General features: G+C 60.8%; 22 protein-coding genes. 19 read left to right on the top strand and 3 right to left on the bottom strand.

Translation table 11 applies throughout. The features are described from left to right. Nucleotides 1–144: 144 nt before the first annotated feature. Nucleotides 145–2,322, top strand: a complete 2,178-nt coding sequence (locus tag AC13EY_RS18430) for a patatin-like phospholipase family protein (protein ID WP_088273742.1) — start codon at nucleotides 145–147, stop codon at nucleotides 2,320–2,322. A 12-nt stretch (nucleotides 2,323–2,334) separates the two neighbouring features. On the opposite strand, the gene recQ is transcribed toward AC13EY_RS18430, so the two are convergent. After that, a complete protein-coding gene (gene recQ / locus AC13EY_RS18425) occupies nucleotides 2,335–4,464 on the bottom strand; it encodes a DNA helicase RecQ (RefSeq protein WP_335598707.1) in 2,130 nt (709 codons plus the stop codon). A 120-nt stretch (nucleotides 4,465–4,584) separates the two neighbouring features. On the opposite strand from recQ, the gene AC13EY_RS18420 reads away from it, so the two are divergent. From AC13EY_RS18420 to AC13EY_RS18335, 18 genes are all read left to right on the top strand, one after another. Continuing rightward, a complete protein-coding gene (locus AC13EY_RS18420; protein WP_228246104.1) occupies nucleotides 4,585–5,172 on the top strand; it encodes a UPF0149 family protein in 588 nt (195 codons plus the stop codon). Between the two features lie 95 nt (nucleotides 5,173–5,267). Further along, a complete protein-coding gene (locus AC13EY_RS18415) occupies nucleotides 5,268–5,936 on the top strand; it encodes a transglutaminase-like cysteine peptidase (protein ID WP_482877252.1) in 669 nt (222 codons plus the stop codon). Between the two features lie 17 nt (nucleotides 5,937–5,953). Further along, on the top strand, nucleotides 5,954–7,897 hold the full coding sequence (locus tag AC13EY_RS18410; RefSeq protein WP_482877254.1) for a bifunctional diguanylate cyclase/phosphodiesterase: 1,944 nt from the start codon (nucleotides 5,954–5,956) through the stop codon (nucleotides 7,895–7,897). A gap of 294 nt (nucleotides 7,898–8,191) precedes the next feature. Further along, complete coding sequence (locus AC13EY_RS18405; protein ID WP_088273935.1) at nucleotides 8,192–8,626, top strand: low molecular weight protein-tyrosine-phosphatase; 435 nt, start codon at nucleotides 8,192–8,194, stop codon at nucleotides 8,624–8,626. A 46-nt stretch (nucleotides 8,627–8,672) separates the two neighbouring features. Next, nucleotides 8,673–10,898 carry a polysaccharide biosynthesis tyrosine autokinase gene (locus AC13EY_RS18400; RefSeq protein ID WP_482877256.1) on the top strand — a complete coding sequence of 742 codons (2,226 nt, stop codon included), beginning with the start codon at nucleotides 8,673–8,675 and terminating at the stop codon, nucleotides 10,896–10,898. Between the two features lie 71 nt (nucleotides 10,899–10,969). Continuing rightward, entirely contained in the window at nucleotides 10,970–11,287 is a 318-nt protein-coding gene (locus AC13EY_RS18395; protein ID WP_482877258.1) for a hypothetical protein, read from the top strand. Between the two features lie 116 nt (nucleotides 11,288–11,403). Further along, nucleotides 11,404–11,676: a hypothetical protein gene (locus AC13EY_RS18390; protein WP_088273736.1), complete on the top strand. Its 273-nt coding sequence runs from the start codon at nucleotides 11,404–11,406 to the stop codon at nucleotides 11,674–11,676. A 93-nt stretch (nucleotides 11,677–11,769) separates the two neighbouring features. Further along, nucleotides 11,770–12,888 (top strand): polysaccharide biosynthesis/export family protein, encoded by a 1,119-nt coding sequence (locus AC13EY_RS18385; protein ID WP_088273735.1) that lies wholly within the window; start codon nucleotides 11,770–11,772, stop codon nucleotides 12,886–12,888. An 11-nt stretch (nucleotides 12,889–12,899) separates the two neighbouring features. After that, the gene (locus AC13EY_RS18380) at nucleotides 12,900–13,547 is read left to right on the top strand and encodes a YjbF family lipoprotein (RefSeq protein WP_482877261.1); all 648 of its coding nucleotides are present in this window, start codon (nucleotides 12,900–12,902) and stop codon (nucleotides 13,545–13,547) included. Beyond that, a complete protein-coding gene (locus tag AC13EY_RS18375) occupies nucleotides 13,544–14,323 on the top strand; it encodes a capsule biosynthesis GfcC family protein (protein WP_088273733.1) in 780 nt (259 codons plus the stop codon). The genes AC13EY_RS18380 and AC13EY_RS18375 overlap by 4 nt, the downstream gene beginning before the upstream one ends. Beyond that, nucleotides 14,316–16,439, top strand: a complete 2,124-nt coding sequence (locus tag AC13EY_RS18370; RefSeq protein WP_482877263.1) for a YjbH domain-containing protein — start codon at nucleotides 14,316–14,318, stop codon at nucleotides 16,437–16,439. Before AC13EY_RS18375 ends, AC13EY_RS18370 begins: the two co-directional genes overlap by 8 nt. 2 nt (nucleotides 16,440–16,441) lie before the next feature. Next, the gene (locus AC13EY_RS18365; RefSeq protein WP_088273731.1) at nucleotides 16,442–16,822 is read left to right on the top strand and encodes a VanZ family protein; all 381 of its coding nucleotides are present in this window, start codon (nucleotides 16,442–16,444) and stop codon (nucleotides 16,820–16,822) included. A gap of 127 nt (nucleotides 16,823–16,949) precedes the next feature. Continuing rightward, on the top strand, nucleotides 16,950–17,579 hold the full coding sequence (locus tag AC13EY_RS18360; protein ID WP_088273730.1) for a transposase: 630 nt from the start codon (nucleotides 16,950–16,952) through the stop codon (nucleotides 17,577–17,579). A 64-nt stretch (nucleotides 17,580–17,643) separates the two neighbouring features. Continuing rightward, nucleotides 17,644–18,423, top strand: coding sequence for a 3'(2'),5'-bisphosphate nucleotidase CysQ (cysQ, locus tag AC13EY_RS18355; RefSeq protein ID WP_088273729.1), 780 nt, complete (start codon nucleotides 17,644–17,646; stop codon nucleotides 18,421–18,423). Between the two features lie 118 nt (nucleotides 18,424–18,541). Beyond that, nucleotides 18,542–20,395, top strand: coding sequence for an ABC transporter ATP-binding protein (locus tag AC13EY_RS18350; RefSeq protein WP_482877265.1), 1,854 nt, complete (start codon nucleotides 18,542–18,544; stop codon nucleotides 20,393–20,395). Nucleotides 20,396–20,501: 106 nt separating this feature from the next. Next, nucleotides 20,502–22,118, top strand: coding sequence for a Vgb family protein (locus AC13EY_RS18345; RefSeq protein ID WP_482877267.1), 1,617 nt, complete (start codon nucleotides 20,502–20,504; stop codon nucleotides 22,116–22,118). Between the two features lie 147 nt (nucleotides 22,119–22,265). Next, nucleotides 22,266–22,790 (top strand): retropepsin-like aspartic peptidase RloA3, encoded by a 525-nt coding sequence (gene rloA3 / locus AC13EY_RS18340; protein ID WP_088273726.1) that lies wholly within the window; start codon nucleotides 22,266–22,268, stop codon nucleotides 22,788–22,790. Next, complete coding sequence (locus tag AC13EY_RS18335; RefSeq protein WP_482877269.1) at nucleotides 22,783–23,598, top strand: inositol monophosphatase family protein; 816 nt, start codon at nucleotides 22,783–22,785, stop codon at nucleotides 23,596–23,598. Before rloA3 ends, AC13EY_RS18335 begins: the two co-directional genes overlap by 8 nt. Before the next feature lie 4 nt (nucleotides 23,599–23,602). Here AC13EY_RS18335 and AC13EY_RS18330 read toward each other — a convergent pair whose 3' ends face one another. Together AC13EY_RS18330 and AC13EY_RS18325 are read right to left on the bottom strand one after the other, a co-directional pair. Next, nucleotides 23,603–24,691 carry a GGDEF domain-containing protein gene (locus tag AC13EY_RS18330; RefSeq protein WP_338212730.1) on the bottom strand — a complete coding sequence of 363 codons (1,089 nt, stop codon included), beginning with the start codon at nucleotides 24,689–24,691 and terminating at the stop codon, nucleotides 23,603–23,605. A gap of 203 nt (nucleotides 24,692–24,894) precedes the next feature. Continuing rightward, nucleotides 24,895–26,391, bottom strand: a complete 1,497-nt coding sequence (locus AC13EY_RS18325) for a CoA-acylating methylmalonate-semialdehyde dehydrogenase (RefSeq protein ID WP_088273723.1) — start codon at nucleotides 26,389–26,391, stop codon at nucleotides 24,895–24,897. Nucleotides 26,392–26,404: the final 13 nt, after the last annotated feature.

Below are 26,404 nucleotides of genomic sequence, written 5' to 3'. Positions count from 1 at the left end.
GAAGTTGTCTTCACGCTACCGTCCGGCGGTGACCGGACTGTGTCATCCGGATGACCGCAATATGACAACACCACAGCACCGCAGGAATTCGCCGCTTCGTATACAATGGCGGCCTCCAGCCGTTGCCTTATCCGGACCCACACCATGTTCAAACGCCTGCTGCCGTTACTGTTGCTGATCCTTTCGGGCTGGACCGCGGCCGAACCCTTGCGTACCGGTCTGGTGCTGTCCGGCGGCGGTGCCCGTGGCCTGGCCCACATCGGCGTACTGAAGCAGCTGGAAGAACTCAACATCCCGATCCACGCCATTGCCGGCACCAGCATGGGCGCGGTCATCGGCGGCCTTTATGCCTCAGGCTACAGTGCCGAAGAACTGGAGAAGCTCGCACTCGAACTGGACTGGCAGGATGCGCTGAGTGACTCCCCCCAGCGCGAAGACATACCCTACCGTCGCAAACAGGACGACCGTGACTTCCTGGTCAAGCAACGGCTCACCTTCAACAACGGCGTTCTCAGCCTGCCGCTTGGCCTGCTGCAGGGCCAGAACATGGGAGTGGTGCTGGAAAGCCTGCTGGTCCACACCAATGAAATCGACAACTTCGACAGGTTGCCTATCCCGTTTCGTGCCGTGGCGACCGACATTGCCACAGGTGAAGCCGTGGTATTCGACCACGGGCACCTGCCGCTGGCCATCCGAGCCAGCCTGGCACTGCCCGGATTCTTCGCCCCGGTCGAAGTGGATGGCCGCCTGCTGGTGGACGGTGTACTGAGCAAGAACGTGCCCATCGACGTCGCGCGCGCCATGGGCGTGGATCGGGTCATCGTGGTTGACATCGGCACTCCGCTGAAGTCTGCCAGCGAGCTGACCTCGGTGCTCGACATCATGGACCAAACCACGACCCTGCTGACCCGCACCAACACCGAGAAGCAGCTTGCCACCCTGACCGATCGTGACCTGCTGCTGCAACCGGCGCTTGGCAACATGGGGTTCAGCAGCTTCGCCGACGCACAGCAGGCCATTGATGCCGGCGCCCGCAGCCTCGCCGAGGCCAATGGCGTGCTGGCATTCGTCGCCCCGGACGGTGCCGACAGCGGCGGCAACCTGGCCAGCAGCAGGCCTCAGCGCCAGGCCATCATTCATGCCATCGAAGTGGACAACAGCGGCAAGGTGGCCGACGAGGTTGTGCTCGGCATGATCCGCCAGCCAATCGGCGAGCCTCTGAACCTGGCCCGCCTGCAAACCGACATGGGCACCATCTACGGCACCGACTATTTCAGCCGAGTCACCTACGAAATCGTCCACGACCAGGGCCGCAACACCCTGCTGGTACATACGGCTGGCCGTCGCACCGGCACCGATTATCTGCGTCTGGGCCTGAATCTGGTAGACGACTTTGAAGGCGACAGTCAGTACAACGTTGGCGCCAGCTTTCGCGTCAACGGTCTCAACCCGCTCGGCGCGGAATGGCTGACCCGGCTGCAGGTCGGGTCGGAACAGGAGCTCTATACCGAGTTCTACCAGCCGCTTGACTATGGCTCACGCTATTTTGTGGCGCCCTTTATCGATGCCGAAGCGCGCAACATCGACGTTATCGACGACGACGATCCGATCGTTGGCTACCGTCAGAAACGCTATGGTGCCGGCCTGAATCTGGGCCGCCAGATCGCCAACAGCGGTGAGGTGCGCTTCGGCCTGTCGCGCTACCGCGGCAACTCGCGAGTACGCATCGGCGACCCCGACCTGCCCTCCATCGACTTCAACGAAGCCTTCTACTCGCTGGAGATCGACCGCGACACGCTGGACGATGTGAACTTCCCGCATTCGGGGGAAGAGGCCCGCCTGAGCTGGCGCCAGTCCGAGCCGGATCTGGGGGCCGACGCGCGTTACCAGCAGATCGAGTTCAGGGTCAACAAAGCCTTCGGCTTCGGCCCCAACAGCCTGCAACTGGGCGGTTTTATCGGTCGTACCGACAGTGACGTGGATGTGGCGCAAAGCAGCTTCAGTCTCGGCGGCCCCGGCTGGTTTTCCGGTTTCCGCCAGGACGGCCTGGCCGGTCAGAACTACCAGCTCGGCCGGCTGGTCTATTATCGGCGCCTGGCACCCAGCTACTTCAACACGCTCAGCCTGCCATTCTACCTGGGCGCCAGCCTGGAGTACGGCCGGGTATACAACCGCGACGATGCCGGGTTCGATACCGGTTACTTCGGTGCCGGCAGCCTGCTGATGGGCATGGATACGCTGGTTGGCCCGCTGTTCTTCGGGCTGGGCGTCAACGAAGAGGGCCACGAGGCCCTGTATATGAAGCTGGGCCAGACGTTCTGAACCGGCAGCCCCCTAGCCGCTGATTTCCAGCACCAGTGCGGCACGGATGCAGTGCAACACCCCTTCGTCAACCGGCTCGTCCAGCTCACGCGCCAGGGTTCTTACGCCTGGCAGATCCTCGCCATCGAAATTGAGAAAGGCATCCTGCAACCGCTCAAGCTGAGCGGGTCCGATGTCGATGGCCTGCTCCAGGGTCAGGTTGCCGGTGGTAATCGCCTGCGCCAGCTGACCGTAGACCTTGCGAAGCGGTTGCCCCAGCTGCATGGCTGCCTGTTCGGGGCTCATTCCGGCGCGCACCATGGCAATCGCCTCATGGGCATCACGGGTCTCCTGAGCCTGTGCCGCCGCTCCATCACCGGCCAGAACCTGAAGAAAATCAGCGCCATAGCGCTCAAGCTTGTGCGAACCGACGCCACTGACCAGTGCCATATCCTGCAGGGTAGTCGGCCGCTGACGCAGCATATCGACCAGCGTATTGTCGGTGAAGATGACGTAGGGCGGCACACCGTGAGCGTCCGCCAGCTGTTTGCGCAGGGTGCGCAACGACTCCCAGAGGGCGCGATCAGCCTCGGCAATCACCGGCTTGTTGCTGCCCCGGCTGCCCCAGGCTGCCGGCTTGCTGACATCACGGCGCAGCTGCAGGCTCTGCTCGCCACGCAGCAGCGGACGACAACGTTCGCTCAGGCGCAGGCTGCCATAGCCATCGAGATCCACCTCGACCAGAGCCAGGGCGATCAACTGGCGGAACACCGAGCGCCATTCATTCTCACCCAGTGACTTGCCAATCCCGTAGGTAGAAAGGTGCTGATGACCGGCGCTGCGAATCTTCTCGTTATCGCGACCGAGCAGAATGTCGATCAGGTGACCCACGCCGTAACGCTGACCGCTTCTATAGATCGTCGACAGCGCCATCCGCGCCGCCTCACTGCCGTCCCAGGTCGAAACCGGCTCCTGGCAGTTGTCACAGTTACCGCAGGGTTGCTCCAGGGTTTCACCGAAGTAGCCCAGCAGCGTCTGCCGGCGACAGGTAGTCAGTTCGCAGAGGGCCAGCATGGCGTCAAGCTTGTGCCGCTCAATGCGTTTATGGCGCTCGTCACCTTCCGAGCCGGCCATGATCTGATTGAGCATCAGCACATCCTGCAGGCCGTAGGCCATCCAGGCGTCGGCAGCCAGACCATCACGGCCGGCACGACCGGTTTCCTGGTAGTAGGCCTCAACACTCTTGGGCAGATCCAGATGAGCGACAAAGCGCACATTGGACTTGTCGATACCCATACCGAAGGCGATGGTCGCGACCATTACCAGCCCCTCCTCATTGAGGAAGCGGCGCTGATGCGTGGAGCGCAACTCCTGCGGCAAGCCAGCATGATAGGGCAAGGCAGGCCAGCCCTGCTCGCACAGCCAGGCGGCGGTTTCTTCTACCTTCTTGCGCGACAGGCAATAGACAATGCCGGCGTCCCCCTTGTGCTCGCGCAGAAAACCGAGCAACTGCTGACGGGGCTTATCCTTGGGCACGATGCGATAAAAAATATTGGGGCGATCAAAGCCGGAAACAAAGCAGGCAGCCTGCTCCAGCTTCAGCCTCTGGACCATTTCTTCGCGGGTACGCTCATCCGCCGTGGCGGTCAGAGCCATGCGCGGCACGCCGGGGAACAGCTCTGCCAACTGACCCAGCTGCAGATACTCGGGGCGAAAATCGTGCCCCCACTGGGAAACACAGTGCGCCTCGTCAATCGCAAACAGGGCAATCGGCAAAGACTGCAGAAAATTCAGGGTACGGGGTTTGAGCAGACGCTCCGGGGCCAGATAGAGAAACTGCAGCTCACCGGCGCGCATCTGCCGGGCCACCTCGCGCTGGGCGTCTTCGCTCAACGTGGAATTGAGCGCCGCCGCCGTCAACCCCAGCTCGTTCAGCGTCGCGACCTGATCGTCCATCAACGCGATCAGCGGCGAAACCACCACTGTCAGCCCCTCACGCAGCAGCCCGGGCACCTGATAGCACAGTGACTTGCCACCACCGGTCGGCATCAAGACCAGCGCATCGCCGCCACAGGCCACCTGATCAATGATATCCGCTTGCTGACCACGGAATTCGCCGTAGCCAAACACGTTCCTGAGTTGCTGCAGTGCTTGCTCGCGCATGGGTCTCCTCACCAGATCCGATTCCGTTGATGGGCAGAATCAGCGGCCGCAGAGTATAACGTCTTTGGCAATTGCCCGGGGCATGCGTAAAATGACCGAACAAACAATGAGAGGTGTCCCATGTCCTTCAATGACCAACTCCAGCGCCTGCAAGCTTTTCTGGACGCCGATGACCTGCACGACGAAGCGCTGGACTACATGGCCGCCTGTGGCTACCTGAGCGCACTGGCCATCAGCCCGGAGCCGGTTGCCGACGAGGAGCTGCTGGCCGAGCTGTTCGCCGAAACCCCGCCCTACGAGAGCCCCGCGCAGCAGGACGAGATCATCGGCACCCTGCTGGAGCTCAAGGCCCGCATCGCTCGCGAGCTGGCCAGCGACGAGGATCTCGAACTGCCCTGTGAGCTGACCCTGGGTGACGAGCCCGATTACTCGGACCTGCGCAGCTGGTGTATCGGCTTTATGGAGGGGGTTTTCCTGCGTGAGGAGGCCTGGTTCAGCAATGACGAAGAGCTGGTCAGCGAGTTGCTGTTGCCGGTCATGGTCGGCTCCGGCCTGTTTGCCGATCAACCCGAGTTCGCCGAGATCGAGCAGGACGAAGACATGGTCGAGGATATGGTCGAGCACATTCCGCAGGTACTCACCCAGCTTTTCCTGCTGTTCCACGCCCCGGAAGAAAAGCCTCGTCCGGCACTGTTGAAACGTTCCTGAGCCACACGGGTGCGCGCAGCAGACATGACGAACTGCGCGCGCTTGCCTACACTGGGTGGCATTACCTCGGCTAACCCTGCCGGAATGCCACTGCAGTGAAACGACCCATCCGCCTCCGCTTCTTTCTCCCTGCCAGTCTGCTGCTGGTCGCCCTGTCTGCGATCGGCTGGGACTACGAACAGATTTTCGCGCGCATCAACACCCTCTATCGTCCGGACATGCAAGCCCAGTGGCGCCTGCAGGAATGGCGCAGCATGCTCGACAACAGCCAGGCGCTCGAGCAAGCGCAGAAGCTCGAAACCATCAACACCTTCTTCAATCAGCGCCTGCGCTTCAGCGACGACATCGACATCTGGGGCCAGGTGGACTACTGGGCATCACCGGCCGAATCCATGGTCAAGGGTGCGGCAGACTGCGAAGACTACTCCATCGCCAAATACTTCAGCCTGCGCCGGGCCGGCATATCCAACGATCAGCTACGCCTGACCTACGTCAAGGCGCTGGAACTGAATCAGGCTCATATGGTGCTGACCTACTACGCCACCCCCGATAGCGAACCGCTGGTATTGGACAACCTGACCGATAGCATATTGCCCGCATCGCAGCGCAGCGACCTGTTGCCGGTTTACAGTTTCAATGCGGAAGGGCTATGGCTGGCCGGCCGCGGCAACACCCAGACCGGCTCGGCAAAGCAACTGTCGCGCTGGCAGGATCTGTTGAAAAAAATGCAGAACGAGGGCTTCGATGCCCCCGGCTTACCCTGAGTCAAGAGGACCCAACCATGTCACTGGTCAAACAGCTTATTCTGGCGATTTGTCTGTTCCTGCTGGTCGCCTTCAGCGGGAGCTTCATCGTCAGTCTGGAAAGCTCCCGCAACCAGCTGCAGACCCAGCTGCGCTCCCATGCTCAGGACGCTGCTACCGCGCTTGGCCTGTCCCTGACACCCCACGTCAGAGATCCGGCCATGATCGAGCTTATGGTCAGCTCGATCTTTGACAGTGGCTACTTCGCCCGCATTCGCGTTTATGCGGTCAGCAACGGCGAGGTTCTGGTTGAACGCACACGCAGCCTTGACGAGACCAAGGCGCCTGGCTGGTTCGTCAACCTGGTCAATCTGCAGGAGCAGGCCGGTGACGCTATCGTCATGGACGGCTGGCAACAGTCCGCACGCGTCGAGGTTGTCAGCCATCCGCAGTTCGCCCTGAACAAACTCTGGGACAGCGCCCTGGGTACCCTGGCCTGGCTGGTGGCCTGCGGGTTGTTCAGCGCCCTTCTTGGCGCTCTGTTGCTCAAGCGTCAACTGACGCCGCTGATGTCCATGGCCGACCAGGCCGAAGCAATCACCCGGCGCGAGTATCGGACGCTGCCACGGATCCCCCGGACGCCCGAGCTCAAGCACGTGGTCGTCGCCATGAACCAAATGGTCGGCAAGCTAAAGACCCTGTTTGAGGAAGAGGCCGCCCGGACCGAGCATTACCGCCGTCAGGCTTACCATGACGCTCTGACAGATCTGCCGAACAGACTGGCCTTTGATCATGCACTGGCCGCAGCACTCACCTCGACGGAAAATCCCGACGGCATGCTGCTCGGCCTGCGGGTATCCGACCTCAACCGGATCAATCAGCAACTCGGCGCAGCCAGCACAGACGCGCTGCTCAAAAGCATCGGTGGCCAGCTGCAGGCCCTGCAGAACGCCCACCCTAGCTGGCTTTGCTGCCGCTCACGTGGCGGGGAGTTCCTCACTCTGGCGCCTGGCGGCGACCTTGCCGACATTCGCAAGCTGGCCGAACAACTGGCAAACCAGGTTGCCTCGCTGGAGACGTTGACGTCGCTCGGCGAAGCACAACCAATTGAACTCGGCATTACCGGCTACCGGGTTGGCGATGACAGCAAGCAAGTACTGCGGCGACTTGATCAGGCCATGACCGAGTCGAGCCTGAACGGCGCAACCATCCAGCCCGGCTATGAGCCAGCAAACGAGAGCAGTCAGTCACCGGGCAGCAGCCACGACTGGCGCGAGCTGCTCGAAGCCGCGCTGAAGGACTTCAGCTTCACCCTGCACTTCCAGCCGGTACTGCACGGCCACGATCTCAGGCAACTGCTGCATCAGAAGGCTCTGGTTCGCCTGCGGGGCACTGATGGCAAACTCATGATGGCCGGCCAGTTTCTGCCATGGATAGAGCGCCTGGGGCTATCGCCCGCCTTCGATCGCTGCATGGTCGGGCTGGCCCTGTCTCACCTTCAGCGCCACCCGGGCCCGCTGGCACTCAGCATTACCAACGACACGCTGCACAATGCAGAGCATCGCAAGCAGATCCGCCAATTGCTGGAGCAGCATCGAACCGAGGCCGCCCATCTGACGCTGGAAGTTGACGCGCGCTACCTGCAAGGGTGTAACGACCTGGCCAGCCTGGCTCAGGAGCTGCGCCCGCTGTCCGTGCAAGTGGGCCTTCAGCACTTTGGCCGCCAGCTCAGTCTGATCGGCGAACTGGCCCTTATTGGCCTGAGCTACCTGAAGATCGAAAGCAGCTTCATCCGCGACCTGGATACCGAGAGCGACAAGCATCTGTATCTGGAAGCACTGGTGCGCACCGCACAACGGATCGACCTGCTGCTGATCGCGGAGCAGGTACAGAGCCCGCGCGAGGTTGCGGCACTGAAACAACTGGGTATTGAGGCCATGCAAGGCCGGGCGCTGGCCGAACCAGGAGAATGGCGCGACTGATTCTTCCGGTCGACGAATCTGCGCCTGACCCAGCGATTTGTTAAGCCAAGTCAGAGGGATAAAAGGCGACAGTCTGACGCGAACACACTGGAACAATCCGTTGAATACGCCTTACCGCCCGACCGGAGGCACCCTGCACATCAAATTGCTGACGCCAGATTTGCAACATCCATGGGTTCTCATCCGTGCAGAGCCTGTTATCATGCCCGGCCCAAGGGATGAATTGACGACGCCAGACAGCCTGTGACTGCGATGGCGTACCTGGCAATGGCAATGGCAAAGGCCTGCGAACCTATGATCAAGAAGATTCTGGTTGTCTGTGTCGGCAACATCTGCCGCAGCCCTACGGCTGAGGCGCTGCTGCAGCAAAAGCTCGCCGGCAAAGGCATCACGGTCAGTTCTGCCGGGCTGGGAGCACTGGTGGACAAACCGGTAGACGCCTCGGCCGCACAGGTGATGGCCGCCGCCGGCCTCACGCTGCCAGAGCACAGGGCCCGTCAAGTAACCCCCGAGATGCTGCACGCGGCGGATCTGATCCTGGCCATGGAACAGCGTCACCTGCAAAAACTCCACAGCCTGGCACCCGAGACCCGCGGCAAGGCGCTGCTGATCGGCAAATGGCTGGACAACGCTGAAGTACCAGACCCCTATCGTCAGCAACTGCCCGCGTTCGAGCACGTTTTCAAGGTACTCGACAAGGCAACGACTGCCTGGTTGCGCTATCTTTAATCGCCCTACACCCTTCGCCCTACTCTGTCACGGAACCTGATTGTTGATGCAGAACAGCACCCCCGCCGCCGCACAAAACAACCAAGACGAAATCGACTTGCTGGCCCTGCTGGGCGCTCTGATCGATCACAAGCTGACCATCATCATCTGCACGCTGGTGTTTGCGTTCGTCGGTATTGCCTACGCGCTGCTGGCAACGCCTATCTACCGGGCCGATGCGGTAATCCAGATTGAAGAGAAATCCAGCGGGCTCGGTGGTCTGCTTGGCGATGCCGGTGCCGCCGACATGTTCGCCAGTACCAGCGCCGCTGCGACCGAAATCGAACTGCTGAAGTCACGCAAGGTGATTGGTCAGACCGTCGAAAATCTCAAGCTGGATGTGGTAGCCGAACCCAAGCTGTACCCCGTGATCGGCTCATATTTCTACCGTCGCTACAGCCCGACGGAACAACAGCCGGTTGCTGACGCCCTGCTGGGCATGGACAGCTACGCCTGGGGCGGGGAAAAGCTGGATATCTTTCAGCTTGAGGTGCCCGCAGCCTGGGAAGGCAAGCAGCTTATCCTGCGGGCGGGGGCTGAGGGACAGTTCGCGCTGCTCAATGGTGAAGATGAGCTGCTGCTCGAGGGGCAAGTCGGTCACCGGATAGAAGAACAGGGCTTTCGCGTCCAGATCGCCAAGCTGATTGCCAACCCCGGGACCGAGTTTCTGGTCACCAAGCGCAACAGTCTGAGCACCACCCTCGCCTATCAGCGTAACATCGGCGTCAGTGAAAAGGGTCGCGACTCCGGTATTCTTCTGCTGAACCTGGAAAGTCCGCGCCCGGCCGATGCGGCCCGGATTCTTGATGAAGTCAGCCGCCTGTATGTACTGCAAAACGTCCAGCGAAAATCCGCAGAGGCCCAGCAAAGCCTCGACTTCCTGAAGGAGCAGCTGCCCACCGTCCGACGCCAGCTCGAAGCAGCCGAGCAGGCGCTGAATGCCTATCAGGCCAAAGCCGGATCGGTCGACATCACCCTCGAGACCCAGGCGGTTCTGGACCAGGTGGTCGAGCTGGACACATCCATCTCGGAGCTGCAGCTCAAGCGCTCGGAAATGGAGCGCCGCTTCACTCGCCAGCACCCCAGCTATCAGGCGCTGATGGAACAGCTCAATCAGTTGAACAGCCGCCGTAATGCGCTGGTTGACCGTGTCGGCGATCTGCCTGCTACCCAGCAAGAGCTGCTGCGCCTGTCGCGTGACGTGAAGGTCAGTACCGAAATCTATACCGCGATGCTCAACACCTCGCAGGAGCTGGATGTGGTGCGCGCGGGCACCGTTGGCAACGTCCGGATCATTGACGATGCGGTGGTCGATACCAGCCAGCCGGTCAAGCCGAAGAAAGCGCTGATCGTCGTTCTGGCAACCCTGCTGGGTGGCATGCTGGGCGTTGCCATTGCCCTGCTGCGCCACGCGCTGAATCGCGGCATCGAAAACCCGGAGCTGCTGGAGCAGATCGGCCTGCCTGTTTACGCGTCCGTCCCGTTCAGCAAGGATCAGCAGCAGATCGAGCGCAATGCCAAAGGCAAGACCATCACCCAGAACTCGCAACTGCTGGCAGCTACCAATCCGGCAGACCTCTCCATTGAGGCCCTGCGCAGCCTGCGTACCAGCCTGCATTTCGCCATGATGGAAGCACGCAACAACATTCTGATGATCTCGGGCCCCAGCCCCAGTGTCGGCAAGTCGTTCATCTCCACCAACCTGGCTGCCATCGTCGCCCAGGCCGGTCAGAAAGTCGTGCTGATCGACGGTGACATGCGCAAGGGCTACGCCCACAAGCTGATGAGCCTGCCAGCGGAGCCCGGGCTGTCGAACCTGCTGGTCAATACCCATACCTTGGCCGACGTCCTGCAGAAGAGTGAAGTGCCCAACCTGCACTTCATTCCGCGCGGCCAGATTCCGCCGAATCCGTCCGAGCTGCTGATGCATGTGAACTTCGAATCACTGCTGAAGCAATTGAGTGGCATGTATGACCTGGTGATCGTCGACACGCCGCCGATTCTGGCTGTGACCGACGCTGCTCTGGTTGGCCGCCTGGCCGGCACCAGCCTGATTGTGTCGCGCTTTGGTCTCAACCCGGTGAAGGAAGTGGAGCAAACCCTGCAACGCTTCCGCAACAACGGTGTCGAGATCAAAGGGGCGATTTTCAACGCAGTCGAAAAGAAAGCCTCGGCCTATGGCTATGGCAATTACGGCTATTACCAGTACGAGTACAAGTCGGACAAAAAGTAACGCAGTACTGTACGCGCTGGCATCGTGACGTATACTCGATGCCAGCGTAAGCAACCTATTCGGGAACAAACATGAAGCACAAGATCATTTCGGGAATCACCCTCAGCCTGCTGCTTGGTGCCGGCGCCGCACAGGCACAATCGCTCTGGTACAAGCCCTGGAGCTGGTTTCGGCCGCAACCGCCCATGATTCAGGACCTGCCGCGCCCTCCTGCTTCCATGCCGCCGGCCAATATCGCCGAGCAGCCCGAGCCTCAAGGCGGGTTTTCCAATCTTGGCGGCTGGACCCTGGGGGTAACGGCAGCCATTGGCGCTGGTGCAGCACTGGGTTCTTCCGGTGGCGGTTCCGACAGCACCAGTGGTACAACCGGTTCTACCGGTACCAACTGACAACCGGGTTGGGCGCACGCCTGCCCAACCACAGTAGCAAACGGCCTGCACTTCCCTTGCCAAGGTCATTGCGTATAATCAGGTGGGCACGCGCTCACGGACTCAAGGAGATACCCATGAAAACGCAACTGGTTTCAGTTATTGCTGCGGGCCTGCTGATTGCTTCCAGCGTCACATATGCCCAATCAGAGGATGATACTACCCAACAGGTCAACGATCCGACCGTTACCCAAAATGGCGACACCCTGCCTGACGCCCAAGGTGGCTTGAGCGGAATGGGTGGTGCAGCTCTCGGTGTTGGCCTGGCTGCCGGTGCTGCAGCTGCAGCCGGCTCTTCTGGCGGCAGCTCCGATAACACCGGCGGAACCGGCACCACCGGCTCCAACTAAGCACCGGTTTTTAAAGCAATCGAAGCCATCTGACCCTTATCATCAGATGGCTTTTTGTTCTGGCCCGTCAACAACGCGAATAAGATCAAACCTATGAACCGCTTTCCTCTCGCCGCACTGAGTCTCTCAGCCCTGTTTCTGCAAGCCTGCATGTTCTCTCCCGGCATGCACATGGATACCGACAGGCTGCTGGCCGAAGACTCCGCCGAGGAAAGTTTGGTCGAAATGGTTCAGATCACGCCCAAGGTGCTGACCCAGGAACAGGCCGTACAGCCGAACCGTCAGGTACCGGCAGCCCTGCTGGATTACACCCCGGACAACTATCGTCTCGGCCCGAACGACGGCCTGTTCATCACCGTCTGGGATCACCCCGAACTGACTGTTCCGGGCGGCCAGCAGCAGGCTACCGAGGCCAACGCCCGCGTCGTGAGGGACGATGGCACCCTGTTCTACCCGTTTATCGGTAGCGTCCAGGTTGCCGGCATGACTCAGGAAGAGCTGCGCAAGGTCATTACCCAACGGCTCGCCCGGTACATCGAACAGCCCCAGGTCGACATCAACATCATTGGCTATAACAGCCAGAAGGTAACGCTCAGCGGCGCCTTCATGCAGCCTGGCTTCCGTGCCATTACCTCGCAGCCGCTGACGCTGCTGCAGGCTGTCGGTGAGGCCGGTATCGACAGCGAGCGTGCAGACCTGTCTCGCCTGAATCTGATCCGCAACGGCCAAGTCTTTACACTGGACTACGACTACCTGACCAGCCATCCCAGTGACATCGGCAACATCTATCTCAAGGCCGGTGACAAGTTGCATCTGGGGCTCAACGATGCACGCAAGGTCTTTGTGATGGGTGAAGTAGCACGGCCGACCGCGCTGTCCTACAGCACCAGCCGCATGACCCTCAGCGAGGTTCTGGCAACCGTCGGCGGCCCCTCCCCCGCAACGTCCAGCGGCCGCGAGGTCTACGTTATCCGTGGTGTCGAGAACCTGGAAACCGAGAAAGCGACCATCTTCCAGCTGAATGCCCAATCTCCATCCGCCTTTATCCTGGCCGACCAGTTCGAAATGCGGCCCCAGGACGTGGTGTTTGTTGGCGCCGCCGGCATCACACGCTGGAATCGCTTCGTCAGCCAGCTGTTCCCGAGCGCCAATATCATCGGTACCGCCGTTCGGGTGGGTAGCGACTACGACGATCTGCGTAACGACAACTGACAGGTCTGACAGTGACGATCTCACTACGGACCGGTGCAGTGCTGTGCGGGCTGTTAATTCTGACCGCCTGCAACTCGTTGACGTCAGACACCATCAGGTCCTTTCGACTGCTGTTCGACGAAGACCGCAATCGCATACCGGCGGAGCGGGTAAACGATCCCCGCGCAGACACTCTGCTGGTGTCCACCGCCAGTGCTCAGGGTCTATTTATTGCACCGCCCGGTAGCCACGGCCAGATTCAGTGGCGAGGTGTGACCGAACAGCTTGAGACCGATAACGGCCGCATTACCCAGCTGGTTGGCATGGACGTCGACGTTCTGGTTCCGCTTGCAGCCAACGATCCATTCCGCAGCGGCCTGATTGGCGTAGCCGACGGTACCCGCATCAGCCGGCTGGTAGATCTGCCGCTGACCTATCAAACCGGCCTGCACCAGGAGGCGGTCTACTATCGCGGCCCCCTTGAGGCAATCGGTCAGCAATCGCTGCAACGTATCGACGAACATATCCGAATGGAGCAGATTGGTTTCCAGACAACCAATTACTACTGGCTCGACCCGGACACCGGCCGCGTGCGCCGCAGCATCCAGAATCCGGCACCCGGCCTGCCAAGGTTTGACTTGCTGTTTACCCACCGACCGGCTCGGGGCAAGCAACCTTGAAACGGCTGATACTTCCGCTGCTTGCGCTGATCCCTGCGCTGTCCGGCGCACCGCTGATGGCCAGCAACCTGATGGTTGAGGGGCAGGTTGAGTCTCCCGGAGAGTACGCCTGGCGGGACGGATTACGCCTGCTGGATCTGACAACCTCAGCCGGCGTCAGCGTTAACAGCTGGCCATTAGGTGCCGCATTGCTGCGTGAGAGCGCGGAACCGGACCAACGCAAACTCAAGGCGGGCGTTCTGTTCGACCTGGGCACCGCCCGGGTCAAGGCCGCGACCATAGGCGACAATTCCCTCACGGATCTGCTTTCCGATCTGCAGGAGCAGGTACTGCGAATGCCGACAACCGGCAGAATCCAGGCCGAGATGAATCCGCTGAAGCAGCGCCTGGCTCGCTACAATCCGCTGCTTGAGCCTGGCGATCATCTGGTCTACCCGGCAAATCCCGGTACGATCAAGGTTATCGGAGCGGTCACTGCGACCTGCACTCTGGACTTTGTATCGGGCTTGCGTCCCCAACGATATATCGATCAGTGCCCACGTCACTGGGTAGCAAACCCCGACGAGATCTATTTGATACAACCGGACGGGGCTGTTACCCGTCTGGGTGTTGCATCATGGAACAGCGAAGATGCCTGGCTCGCAGAGGGCGGCATGATCTATGTCCCTTTGCGCGCGGCGCTGTTCAGTGACAGCGGAAATACCTTCAATAACGAGATGGCAGCCTTGCTTGCAACCCAGTACACCGGCGTAGAGGCTTCCGCAGACCATGAGTAACCTGCTTCGTCGACTGGCCACCGTATCCACGCTACCGTTGCTGGCCGCCGGAGCCAGCTGCGCACTGGCCAGTGAGAACCCGCGCTACCGCACCACCCAGCACGACTTTGGCGGTGTCGGTCTGCTGCAAACGCCCACTGCACGCATGGCGCCAGCAGGCGAGTTCAGTTTCAATGCCAACCGCACCTCGCCCTACTCACGCTACAGCATCTCGGTGCAACCGCTACCGTGGCTGGAAAGTACCATCCGCTATATCGCGATCAGCAACATCAATTATGGCGACGAGGGTTTCAGCGACCAGAGCCTGAAAGACAAGGCAATCGATGCCAAGTTTCGACTCTGGCAAGAGAGTCGCTGGCTGCCGCAGGTTGCTCTGGGTTTTCGCGACATCGGCGGTACCGGCCTGTTCTCGAGTGAATTCATTGTCGCCAACAAACGCTTCTACGACCTGGATTTCAGTCTTGGCGTAGCCTGGGGCTACATCGGGAACCGCGGTGACTTCGGCAATCCCCTGTCGCTGATCAGCGACAGTTTTGATGATCGTGCCCGCAACGACGACCCCGGCGGCACGTTGAATACCAGCAGCTATTTCAGTGGTCGCCCCGCATTGTTCGGCGGTATCGAGTACCAGACGCCGTGGGACAACGTGCGGCTGAAACTGGAGGTTGAGGGTAACGATTACCAGTCGGAACCGTTCCGTAACAACCAGACGCAGGACCACCCGGTCAACCTCGGAGTGCTCTACAGCCTGGGCAGCAACGTTGACCTGACGGCAGCCTGGGAGCGCGGCAATACGGCCATGTTCGGCATTACCCTGCGCTCCAACGTCAAGTCCGTACAACGCCCACCCAAGTTGCTGGATCCGGCTCCCGAACCCCGCCGCCCGCTTCCCGCAGGCGTCAGTGGCGCAGATGTCGACTGGGCCAATATCAGCCAGAGACTGGAAGACAACGCCGGGATCGCGGTTGAGAGTATCGCCGTCAACGGCGATGAGGTAGTCATTACCGGCCAGCAGACCACCTATCCCAGTGATGCGGAGGGTGTGAGTCGAGCCGCCCGGGTGCTGGATAACAGCCTGGGAGAAGGCAGCTACGACTGGTACACGCTGGTACACAAGCCCTATGGCATGGCGCTTAACCAGACCAGTGTGAATGCACAGACACTGCGCGAATACGAGCGCTTCGAAACAGACCGTCGTGCTCTGCGCTATGGCATGGAGAACGCGGTTCCCGCGGTACGCCAGGGTGGCGAGGTATACAACGGCAAGCTTGATCGAGCCAACGCAGGCCTGGCACTCGGCTACCGGCAGAACGTGGGCGGGCCGGACAGCTTCATCCTCTACCAGTTCCTGCTGCGCGCCAACGGTCAGTTCTACTTCGACCGCAACAAATGGCTTGATGGCACAGTGGGCATCAACCTGCTGAACAACTATGACAAGTTCGAATACGACGGCCCGAGCAACCTGCCGCGTGTTCGTACGGACCTGCGCCAGTACCTGACGAGCTCTGACGTTCAGCTGAACCGTCTGCAATATACGCAGACCGAGCAGATCAATCGCGACTGGTTCGGCATGGCGTATGCCGGTTTGCTGGAAGACATGTACGGCGGCATTGGCGCTGAGGTGCTCTATCGGCCGCATGGTGTCGATTGGGCGGTCGGCGTAGACGTCAACTGGGTCAAGCAGCGTGGCTACAGACAAGACTTCAGCTTCCGTGATTATTCGACGCTGACAGGCCATGTCACCGGCTACCTGCGCACCGGTTTCCATGACGTGCTGATCAAGGGCAGCGTAGGTCGTTATCTGGCCGGGGACATTGGCGGTACCATTGATCTGTCCAGACGCTTCCGCAACGGCTTCGAGTTTGGTGGCTGGGCAACCTTTACCGACGTATCCAAGGAAGAGTTTGGCGAAGGCAGCTTCGACAAGGGTGTTTACCTCAGGGTGCCTTTCGACGCCTTTTTCCTGAGTTCGACCAAGTCCGTGGGTACGCTCAGCTGGAACCCACTGACCCGAGATGGTGGCGCCAAGCTTTGGCGTAACTATGAACTCTACCGTCTGACTCAAGACCGGGATCTGGACCGTTTCGACAACAGCTTTCAGAATCTGACACGCTGACCATGAAGCTGCTCATCGAGCGCCTGATGGTGCGCTACAGCCTGTGGTTCAAACTGACATTCTTTGCACTGCTCGCATTGGGCCTGTACCTGGGCATGCGCCCAACACCGCCCCCCACAGCCTATGCCTGGCAGGCCTCCGGTTATCACGCCGGAGGCATTTTTGCCCTGACCCTGCTCAGCTTTGCAGCCTTTCCACGCTGGCGCTGGTGGTTCCGCGCCGGCTTTATGAGCCTGGTCGGACTGGCTGTTGAACTGGTCCAGTCACTGCACCCCACCCGCTCCCCCGACTGGGGGGACATTCTGGCAAACAGCACCGGGCTGGTGGCCGGGCTACTGCTGATTGCAGCCTGGCTGATGTTGACCCGGCACGTTCGATCTTAGCCACCTCACCCATTCGAGCCATGCTCGAGCCAAAAACACTATTTGCATCACATCTTCTGAATTCATCGTCAGGACTTCCAGCTTCCCGCTGCTAAGGTTCCCATTGGAACAACGACAAGGAAGATCAATGTCCCGCGACTACTTCAGCCCCCGATTTGATCGCACCCATCTCTGGCAAGGCTGGCAGCGCCCCAACGCTCAGCCTGAACGTCAGATTCCCTATGATGTTCAACTGATTACCCTGAAACTGGCCGATGCCATTCCGCAAAGCAGCCAGCGCGCCATCAGTCACGCCATCAGGGACTACCCGCAGGCCCAGCGGGCACTGCAGCGACGTCAGCAACTGGAAGAAGTACTGCAGCAAGGCAAGGGTTGCTGCCTGCTGCAGCACCCGTTGATGGCTGCCGAGCTGACCGACGCGCTGGAGCTGCACAACCGCAAGCGCTACAAGCTGATCGCCTGGTGCATCATGCCCAACCACGCCCACATCCTGCTCGAACCGACCTACTCGATGCCGCGCATCGTCCAGGCCTGGAAAACAGCTACGACTCGCTGGATGCTGATGCACAAGGAAGAGCTGCAACTGCCAACACCCGGACGCATGCTGTGGATGCGCGACTATTGGGATCGCTACATTCCGGACGCACGGGAAATACCGCCCGCCATCCGCCAGGTCCACAACAGTCCGGTCGCAGCCGGACTGTGCACCCAGCCTGCCGAGTGGCGCTGGTCGAGTCTGTCCGGCAAGATGAACTGAACAACCCTGTTGCGCGGAACCTGATGGTATCCTTCAGGCTCGCTCAACCGTTTCAGGAACCGCCATGCAGGCCAGTGACCAACAGCAGCTCGTAGACGCACTCATCCCGCTCAGTCGTGCGGCCGGCAGGCTGATCATGGATATCTACCACAGCGATTTTGCCGTGCGGGGCAAGGCGGATGCCTCTCCGGTCACAGAAGCCGACGAAAAGGCCGAAGCCATTATTCTTGAGGGGTTGGCCGCCCTGCCATTGTCCTTTCCGGTGGTGGCAGAAGAAGCCTGTGCAGCCGGCAACATCCCTGATGTCGGCGACTGCTTCTGGCTGGTCGACCCGCTGGACGGTACCCGTGAGTTCGTCAACCGCAACGGCGAATTTACCGTCAACATTGCCCTGATTGAGCACGGACGTCCGATACTGGGGGTGGTTCTGGCTCCGGCCCTGGATCAGTTGTACACCGGCTCACTGGCCGGGGGTGCGTTTTACCAGGACAGTAGCGGGCGACACGCGATTCGGGTGCGCCAGCCTGCCGCTGATGGCATGGATGTGCTGGCCAGCCGCTCTCACGGCGATGCAGACGCACTCCAGCGGCTGCTGGCCGGCCGCCCGGTTCGTAACCTGATCAACGCAGGCTCGTCACTGAAACTGTGCCTGATCGCTGCGGGCAAGGCAGACCTGTATCCGAGACAGGGACGCACCATGGAGTGGGATATTGCAGCGGGTCATGCCGTACTCGCGGCCGCTGGCGGCCAGATCCAGACGTTCGATGGCGCACCGCTGCTCTATGGCAAACCCGGTTTCGAGAACCCGCATTTTGTTGCCAGCGGTGGCCTGCCGTTCTTCTGAGAACGATCCGATATCGATTTGCGCCAAGAGACACACAAGGCGGTGCCGGCTTGAGCCCTGCCCCGGCGGAGCTCATAATGCACGGCCCGCCCTAAAGCTCACCTCGCAGGCCCGATGCATGTTCCGCTGGTTCGAAAAACGTCTTGACCCCTTTCCCACCGAAGAGCTGAGCGAACCACCGCGCCGGCTGCTGCCATTTTGCCTGCACTTCACCCGTGGAGCCTGGCCTTACATCATTCTCGCCTCGCTGCTGATGGCCTGCATCGCCATTGCCGAGGTCTGGCTGTTCGGCTTTCTGGGCAGCATTGTTGACTGGCTTTCAGAGCAGAACCGCGACACCTTCCTGCAAACAGAAGGCTGGAAGCTGGCGGGCATGGCCTTCATGGTGCTGGTCGCACTGCCGGCGTTGATCTTCGTCAACAGCCTGATGACGCACCAGACGCTGATGGGCAACTATCCGATGCGCATCCGCTGGCTGGTCCACCGCTACCTGCTCCGGCAGTCGATGGCGTTCTACCAGGACGAGTTTGCCGGCCGCATTGCAACCAAGCTGATGCAGACCGCATTGGCCGTGCGCGAATGCGTGATCAAGCTGATCGACGTGCTGAACTACATCTGCGTCTACTTTATCGGCACCCTGCTGCTGGTTGGCAACGCCGACTGGCGTCTGATACTGCCACTGCTGGGATGGCTGGTCGGGTATGTATTGCTGATGCGGCACTATATCCCGATTCTCGGCCGCGTCGCCGAAGCCCAGGCCGATGCGCGCTCGGTGATGACCGGCCGAATTGTTGACAGCTACACCAATATCCAGACAGTCAAGCTGTTCTCCCATGCCCGCCGCGAATCCGCCTATGCACGCGAAGGCATGGACGGCTTCATGACCACCGTTTACACCCAGATGCGGCTGGTCACCACCCTCTATACCCTGCTCTACCTGCTCAATGCCCTGTTGCTGCTGGGCGTCGCCGGGCTGGCGCTGTGGCTCTGGGTGCAAGGCAGTATCAGCGTCGGCGCCGTGGCCGTCGCCGTTGGCCTGGTGCTGCGCCTGTGGGGTATGTCGCAGTGGATCATGTGGGAGCTGTCGGCGCTGTTTGAAAACATCGGTACCGTACAGGATGGCATCAGTTCGATTTCCCGCCCCCAGCTGGTCGAGGACAAGCCTCAGGCGCCGGCGCTGCGGGTAACGCAGGGCGACATCCACTTCGAAGCTGTCGAATTTCACTATGGCAAGGGCGGCGGCGTGATGGATCACCTCAACCTGCATATCCGCCCTGGCGAGAAGATCGGCCTGGTTGGCCGCTCCGGCGCCGGCAAATCGACCCTGGTCAACCTGCTTCTGCGCTTCTATGACGCTGAAGGCGGCCGTATTCTGATTGATGGCCAGAATATTGCCGAGGTCAGGCAGGACAGTCTGCGTGAGCAGATTGGCATGGTCACCCAGGACACCTCGCTGCTGCATCGCTCTGTGCGCGACAACATCCTCTACGGTCGTCCCGACGCCGATGAGCAATTGATGCTGCAGGCAGCCCGAGACGCCGAAGCAGATCAGTTCATCGCAACGCTGGAGGATGCCCAGGGTCGCCGCGGCTTCGACGCCCACGTTGGCGAGCGGGGCGTCAAACTGTCCGGCGGTCAGCGCCAACGCATCGCCATCGCCCGGGTCATGCTCAAGGACGCGCCCATCCTGATCCTTGACGAGGCCACCTCGGCACTGGACTCCGACGTAGAGGCCGCCATCCAGCAGAACCTGAACCGGCTGATGGACGGCAAGACCGTCATCGCCATCGCTCACCGCCTGTCCACCATCGCGCAGATGGATCGACTGGTGGTGATGGAGCAAGGCAGGATCATCGAACAGGGCTCCCATACCGAGCTGCTGGCACAGGGTGGCGTTTACGCCCGTCTGTGGGCGCGCCAATCCGGCGGATTCATCGGCGAAGACCTGGAGGAAACCGGCCAGCCGGCCTGAGCCTTGCGCTTATCCGCCGTCATCAAGCCAGATGATGCCGCCCGCACGGGCGGCTATGAGGGTCTAGAATCACAGAGCAGATCAATAACAACAAGGAAGATCGCAAATGAAGTATCCCATGCGGGCTCTGGCCCTGGCCGGGCTGTTCAGCCTGGCCCCTCTGGCGCTCGCCACCAGCTACTCAAGCCCTGAAGTCATCGTTGATCCCTCCCCGTTCAAGGGCGTCCACGGCCTGGCCGTCGACAGGCTTGGCCGCCTGCTTGCCGGCAGCGTGGTCGGCAACAGCATCTATCAGGTTGATATCGACGACGGCAGCGTGAGCACCCTGATCGGCCCGGACGACGGCCAGGCCGACGACATCGCCATCGGCCCCAACGGCGAGATGGCCTGGACCGGTTTCTACTCCGGCCGCGTGCTGTATCGGGAAAACGACGACGCTCCGATCCAGGTACTGGCGAGCGACCTGCCCGGCATCAACTCGCTGGACTTCAACGACGAAACCGGCGCGCTCTACGCCAGTCAGGTATTTCTCGGCGATGCCCTGTGGGAGGTCGACCGCGCCGGCCAGCAACCACCCAGACTGATCGCCCGGGACATGGGCGGCTTCAATGGCTTCGAAGTCGGAGCCGACGGCTGGCTGTATGGCCCGCTCTGGTTCAAGGGCCAGGTGGTACGCATCAACCCGGATGATGGCGAGATCAAGATCATCTCCAGTGACTTCAAGACCCCGGCTGCAGCCAACTTCGACTCCAAAGGCAACCTCTACGCGATCGATACCTTCAGCGGGCAACTCAAACAGGTTGACCAGCGCAGCGGCGAAACCCGTGTGATCGCCCAGCTCGACAGCGCACTGGATAATCTGGCGCTGGACGCGCAGGACAACATCTATGTGTCCAACATGGCCAACAACCGCATCACCCAGGTCAACCCGCAGACCGGTGAAGCCCGGCAGATTGTCGGCGGCGAACTGGCGGTTCCGGCCGGGCTGACCCTGAGCGAAGACGGCAAGACCCTGTATATCGCCGACGTTTTCGCACTGCGTGCGATCGACACCGCCAGTGGCAAGGTGACCGACCTGCGCCGGGCCCACGGTTCCGACGCCGAGTACCCGATCAATGTCGGTCTCGGCAAAGAGCGCCTGCTGGTCACCAGCTTCTCGACCGGCACCCTGCAGTTGATCAGTCGCGCCGACAACAGCACGCTGGCGATGGTCCATCAGCTCAATGCCCCGTCGGCGGCCGTTGAGCTGGATGATGGCAGTATCCTGGTCAGCGAAATGGGCACCGGCAAGCTGCTGCGGCTGATGGGGGCTGATCTTGGCGAGCGCATCGACGTCCTCAACGGGCTGCAGGGCCCCGTACAGATGATCCGGGCGCGTGACGGCATGGTCTATCTGACGCAAATGAGCGGCGTCCTGAGCCGCTTCAACCCTGCTACGGGTGAACTGACCAGCGTAGCCGAAGGCCTGCGTCTGCCGGAGGGGCTTGCCGAGCTGCCTGATGGTCATCTCCTGGTAGCCGAGCCAAGCGCCCAGCGCCTGGTGACCATCAACCCCCAAACTGGTGAGAGCACAATCGCTGTCGAGCAGCTGCCGATAGGCCTCAAACCCGGGCCGGGGATGCCTCCGACCGGTATTCCAACGGCTCTGGCGGTGGATGCGCAGGGGCGCGTATACTTCGCCTCCGACATCGACAACGGCCTCTATCGACTAACCCCTCAGTGATAGAGCGGGTCGATGCAAAGACAGCAGCGACCCGCCCTCGATAGTGAAAACGGACCCTTTCCTGTCAGGGGGAGCGGAATTATCTACCGCTTCCCGTGGTCATTCCATTTGTGCATATTGAAATGGCTGTAAACAGGAGACATTCCGATGCCTTCCACTTTCAAGAATCTGTTCCTGCCTGCGCTGCTTGCAGGCGTCACCGCTTTATCCCCTCTGGCTCACGCTGAATCTCCCCGTAACCTCGGCTGGATCGAACATGGCGTCATCGAGCCGGCCGACATGACCGTCAAGTTCAAGCTCGATACCGGTGCGCTCACCTCCTCCATGCACGCCGAAGATATTGAGCGCTTCGAGCGCGACGGCAGGCAATGGGTGCGCTTCAAGGTCACTCTGGAAGACCTGAAATCAGACAGTCTGATCAGCGAAACCTTTGAGCGACCTCTGGAGCGCGATCTTCGCGTGCGCGGTGCCGGCGGTTCGGAACAGCGTCCGGTCGTGCGCATGGATGTGTGTGTTGCCGGCGAGCGTCTGAATGAAGAGTTTTCCCTGCGCGACCGCAGCAATATGCATTACCCGGTTCTGCTGGGACGTCGTACTCTGGACCGACTGGGCAACGTAGACAGCTCGCGTACCTTCACCACCTCTCCCGACTGCACGACCGGCAATGCATGACGCCCCTGAGCAGGATCTCGACAGTCGCTACCAGCTGGCCTGCCAGTTGGCACGCGAGGCGGCTCAGCGCGGTCTGACCCTCTATCGCCAGCGCGATCAGCTGGCGGTAGAGCACAAGGGCGGCTTTAACCAGGATATGGTCAGCGCTGCCGACCGCGAACTCGAAGACCTCATCCGTGCGCAGCTGATGGCCGCGTTCCCCGAGGACGGCTTTGTTGGCGAGGAAACCGGCGCCGAGCGACTCAATGCACGCTGTGTTTGGGTGGTTGACCCCATTGACGGCACCGCCTGCTTTCTCCACGGCCTGCACAACTGGTGCGTGTCCATCGGCCTGCTGGTCGATGGCGTACCGACCATTGGCGTCGTAGCAGACCCAAATCACGACGAGGTGTTTCATGGCGGTCGCGGTTTCGGTGCCTGGGTCAACGCGCAACCGATGCGGGTCAGCGATGCCACAGACCTGCATGCCGGATTGCTGGGTGTAGGTACCTTCTACGCAGACGGAAAGCAGCATTTCATGCCATTCCTGGGCAAACTGCTGGACGCAGGAGGGATGTTCCTGCGCAACGGCTCGGGCGCACTGATGACCGCCTACGTCGCCTCCGGGCGGCTGCTGGGTTACTACGAGACCCGTCTGAAAAGCTGGGATTGTGTTGCCGGCCTGGCCCTGCTGGCTGAATCGGGCGGGCGCAGCAACAACTTCCTGCGCGGCGAAGGGCTACTCAAGGGCAACCCCTACCTGGTCGCCTGCCCCGGCATATACGATCAGGTCGCCGGGATGATCGGCCCGTCGCTGGACGCCGACTAGGTACTCAGACGGGTTGTTCTGCCAGCCCCAGACCTGCATCACCCAGGCGAGCCTGCTCCACTCGATTGCGGCCGTGCGCCTTGCCCCGGTAAAGCGCACGATCGGCACGGGCAATGGCACTGCTGAAGCTTTCCCGGTCATTCAACTGACTGATACCCGCACAGAGCGTGACCTGCAGGCCCGGCTTCAGATCAGTCCAATCCAGCGCCTGCACCGCAGCCCGAATCCGCTCTGCGGCTACAAGGGCCTGCTCCGGATCGGTTTCCGGCAGTACCGCGAGAAACTCCTCGCCACCCCAACGGCCAACAAAGTCCTGTTCACGGGCCTGATCACGCAATAGCAGCGCAACCCGCTGCAGCACCCGATCTCCCAGTTCGTGACCATACTGGTCGTTAATGTCCTTGAAATGATCAAGGTCCATCAGCATCAGCGTCAGCTTCCCCTGTTGACGCTGTTCCCGGGCAAGCAGCTTTTCGGTCAGGTCAACCATATGCCGCCGATTGAACAGGCCGGTCAACGGGTCGGTGGTCGCCATGCGTGCCAGTCGCCGGTGCGCCCGGGTCACCGTCACCACGTAATACATGGTCAGGTAGGCAAACATCAGGAAAACGGTCGTGAAGTTAAAGATATTGACGGACAACAGCGCGTTGGGCGAGATCGGCTGCAGTGGCTCAATAAACCACATCAACACATACAGACCGACGTAATAGCCCCACAGGCAGACCGCCAGAGTCCAGGCGCTGCGCTGGCGCATGGTGGCAAACAGCGCCGGAATGAACATCAGCAGGAAATAATGGAAACCGCTGTCCCAGCCAACCAGCACCGTTCCCAGTGCCGCATGCACCAGCACTTCGGTGCGGATCAGCATGATAGCCAGGCGGTTGCGACGATCGCGGAAAGCACGATAGGCCCAAACGTACATGCCGACGCTGATCACATTGATCCAGGCCAGAATCGGAGAACCAAGCCAAAGGAAGATAAAAAAGAAACAGATGTCGACCGTGCCGGCCAACTGGCAACAACGCATGGACAAGGCCCAGAACTCGGGACGTTGCTCACTGCGGTGCATATCCGCGCTGTTTTTATTTGACATGCCTGGATGTTCGCTCCTGAACCCGCTGGCAGAACGCAAAATGCGTAAGCCTCCGCATTGTAGGTGCCACATCACAGACCGCCAACCTGAACAGGCATCAAAAATCGTAATCAAGCCTTCAAGGAACACCGCTTAGGGCTCGACTGCGAACAATGATGGCCAAAACAAACAGGCCGCCCGGAGGCGGCCTTTAGACCTACTGCTCAGCCATTGCTGGGGAACGCAAACTGCGCCGCCTCATGACTGGCGCGCTTGGGCCAGCGCTGCGTGATTGCCTTGCGGCGGGTATAGAAACGCACCCCGTCCGGGCCATAGGCGTGCAGATCACCAAACAGCGAGCGCTTCCAGCCGCCAAAGCTGTGATAGGCGACCGGCACCGGCAGCGGTACGTTGACGCCGACCATACCGACTTCGATCTCATCACAGAACAGACGTGCAGACTCACCGTCACGGGTGAAGATACATGTGCCGTTACCGTACTCGTGATCGTTGATCAGTTGCATAGCCTCTTCCAGGCTGTTGACGCGCACGACACAGAGCACCGGGCCAAAGATTTCTTCCTGATAAATGCGCATCTCCGGAGTCACGCGATCGAACAGGCAACCACCGAGGAAGAAGCCCTGTTCGTGGCCATCGATGCTCAGCCCGCGACCATCGACCACCAGCTCGGCGCCGGCTTTCACACCGTCTTCAACGTAGCCGGTGACCTTATCCAGATGCTGCCCGGTCACCAGCGGCCCCATATCCAGACCGCAGGTAGTGCCCGGACCAACCTTCAGCGCCTTGATCTGGGGTACCAGTTTCTCGACCAGTGCGTCGGCAATCTGATCACCCACACAAACCGCCACTGAAATGGCCATGCAGCGCTCGCCGCAGGAGCCGTAGGCAGCCCCCATCAATGCGCTGACCGCGTTGTCCAGATCCGCATCGGGCATCAGCACGGCATGGTTCTTGGCACCGCCGAGCGCCTGCACGCGCTTACCGCGTTTGGTGCCTTCAGCGTAGATATATTCGGCAATCGGGGTCGAACCGACAAAACTCAGCGCCTTGACCTCGGGCGCGGCGATCAGCGCATCGACCGCCTGCTTGTCGCCATGGACAACGTTCAGCACGCCCTTGGGCAGACCGGCCTGATGCAGCAATTCGGCAATGAACAAGGTGGACGTCGGATCACGCTCGGACGGCTTGAGAATGAAGCAGTTGCCGCAGACGATGGCCAGCGGGTACATCCACAGCGGCACCATGGCCGGGAAGTTGAACGGGGTGATACCGGCCACCACGCCGACCGGCTGAAAGTCGCTCCAGGCATCAATATCCGGGCCGACGTTGCGGCTGTATTCGCCCTTGAGAACCTCCGGGGCGGCGCAGGCGTATTCAACGTTTTCAATACCGCGCTTGAGTTCGCCAATGGCGTCCTCGATGGTCTTGCCGTGCTCGGCACTGATCATTTCTGCGATGGCGTTTTCATTCTCTTCCAGCAACTGCTTGAAACGGAACATGATCTGCGCACGCTTGGCCGCCGGCGTACGCCGCCAGGCCGGGAAGGCAGCCTTGGCCGAATCAATGGCCTGCTGGATGACGGACTCATCGGCCAGCGGTACCTGACCGCTGACCGCGCCAGTGGACGGGTTGAACACGTCGGCACTGCGGCCGCTGCCAGCCACCGGATGGCCGTCGATCAAATGGGTAATATTGGTCATCATCTACTCCTGG

Source organism: Halopseudomonas sp. L-58, assembly GCF_056859475.1.
Note: the sequence above shows the minus strand (reverse complement) of the source record. Positions and strands in the feature narration are given on the sequence as shown.

What these genes read in the sequence shown, in the direction of transcription:
- rloA3 (WP_088273726.1), top strand. Translation starts at nt 22,266, where the DNA reads ATGCCTTCCACTTTCAAGAATCTGTTCCTGCCTGCGCTGCTTGCAGGC.
- AC13EY_RS18330 (WP_338212730.1), bottom strand. Translation starts at nt 24,691, where the DNA reads ATGTCAAATAAAAACAGCGCGGATATGCACCGCAGTGAGCAACGTCCC.
- AC13EY_RS18395 (WP_482877258.1), top strand. Translation starts at nt 10,970, where the DNA reads ATGAAGCACAAGATCATTTCGGGAATCACCCTCAGCCTGCTGCTTGGT.
- recQ (WP_335598707.1), bottom strand. Translation starts at nt 4,464, where the DNA reads ATGCGCGAGCAAGCACTGCAGCAACTCAGGAACGTGTTTGGCTACGGC.
- AC13EY_RS18420 (WP_228246104.1), top strand. Translation starts at nt 4,585, where the DNA reads ATGTCCTTCAATGACCAACTCCAGCGCCTGCAAGCTTTTCTGGACGCC.
- AC13EY_RS18410 (WP_482877254.1), top strand. Translation starts at nt 5,954, where the DNA reads ATGTCACTGGTCAAACAGCTTATTCTGGCGATTTGTCTGTTCCTGCTG.
- AC13EY_RS18385 (WP_088273735.1), top strand. Translation starts at nt 11,770, where the DNA reads ATGAACCGCTTTCCTCTCGCCGCACTGAGTCTCTCAGCCCTGTTTCTG.
- AC13EY_RS18335 (WP_482877269.1), top strand. Translation starts at nt 22,783, where the DNA reads ATGCATGACGCCCCTGAGCAGGATCTCGACAGTCGCTACCAGCTGGCC.
- AC13EY_RS18365 (WP_088273731.1), top strand. Translation starts at nt 16,442, where the DNA reads ATGAAGCTGCTCATCGAGCGCCTGATGGTGCGCTACAGCCTGTGGTTC.
- AC13EY_RS18370 (WP_482877263.1), top strand. Translation starts at nt 14,316, where the DNA reads ATGAGTAACCTGCTTCGTCGACTGGCCACCGTATCCACGCTACCGTTG.
- AC13EY_RS18360 (WP_088273730.1), top strand. Translation starts at nt 16,950, where the DNA reads ATGTCCCGCGACTACTTCAGCCCCCGATTTGATCGCACCCATCTCTGG.
- AC13EY_RS18325 (WP_088273723.1), bottom strand. Translation starts at nt 26,391, where the DNA reads ATGACCAATATTACCCATTTGATCGACGGCCATCCGGTGGCTGGCAGC.
- AC13EY_RS18345 (WP_482877267.1), top strand. Translation starts at nt 20,502, where the DNA reads ATGAAGTATCCCATGCGGGCTCTGGCCCTGGCCGGGCTGTTCAGCCTG.
- AC13EY_RS18430 (WP_088273742.1), top strand. Translation starts at nt 145, where the DNA reads ATGTTCAAACGCCTGCTGCCGTTACTGTTGCTGATCCTTTCGGGCTGG.
- AC13EY_RS18350 (WP_482877265.1), top strand. Translation starts at nt 18,542, where the DNA reads ATGTTCCGCTGGTTCGAAAAACGTCTTGACCCCTTTCCCACCGAAGAG.
- AC13EY_RS18390 (WP_088273736.1), top strand. Translation starts at nt 11,404, where the DNA reads ATGAAAACGCAACTGGTTTCAGTTATTGCTGCGGGCCTGCTGATTGCT.
- AC13EY_RS18405 (WP_088273935.1), top strand. Translation starts at nt 8,192, where the DNA reads ATGATCAAGAAGATTCTGGTTGTCTGTGTCGGCAACATCTGCCGCAGC.
- cysQ (WP_088273729.1), top strand. Translation starts at nt 17,644, where the DNA reads ATGCAGGCCAGTGACCAACAGCAGCTCGTAGACGCACTCATCCCGCTC.
- AC13EY_RS18400 (WP_482877256.1), top strand. Translation starts at nt 8,673, where the DNA reads ATGCAGAACAGCACCCCCGCCGCCGCACAAAACAACCAAGACGAAATC.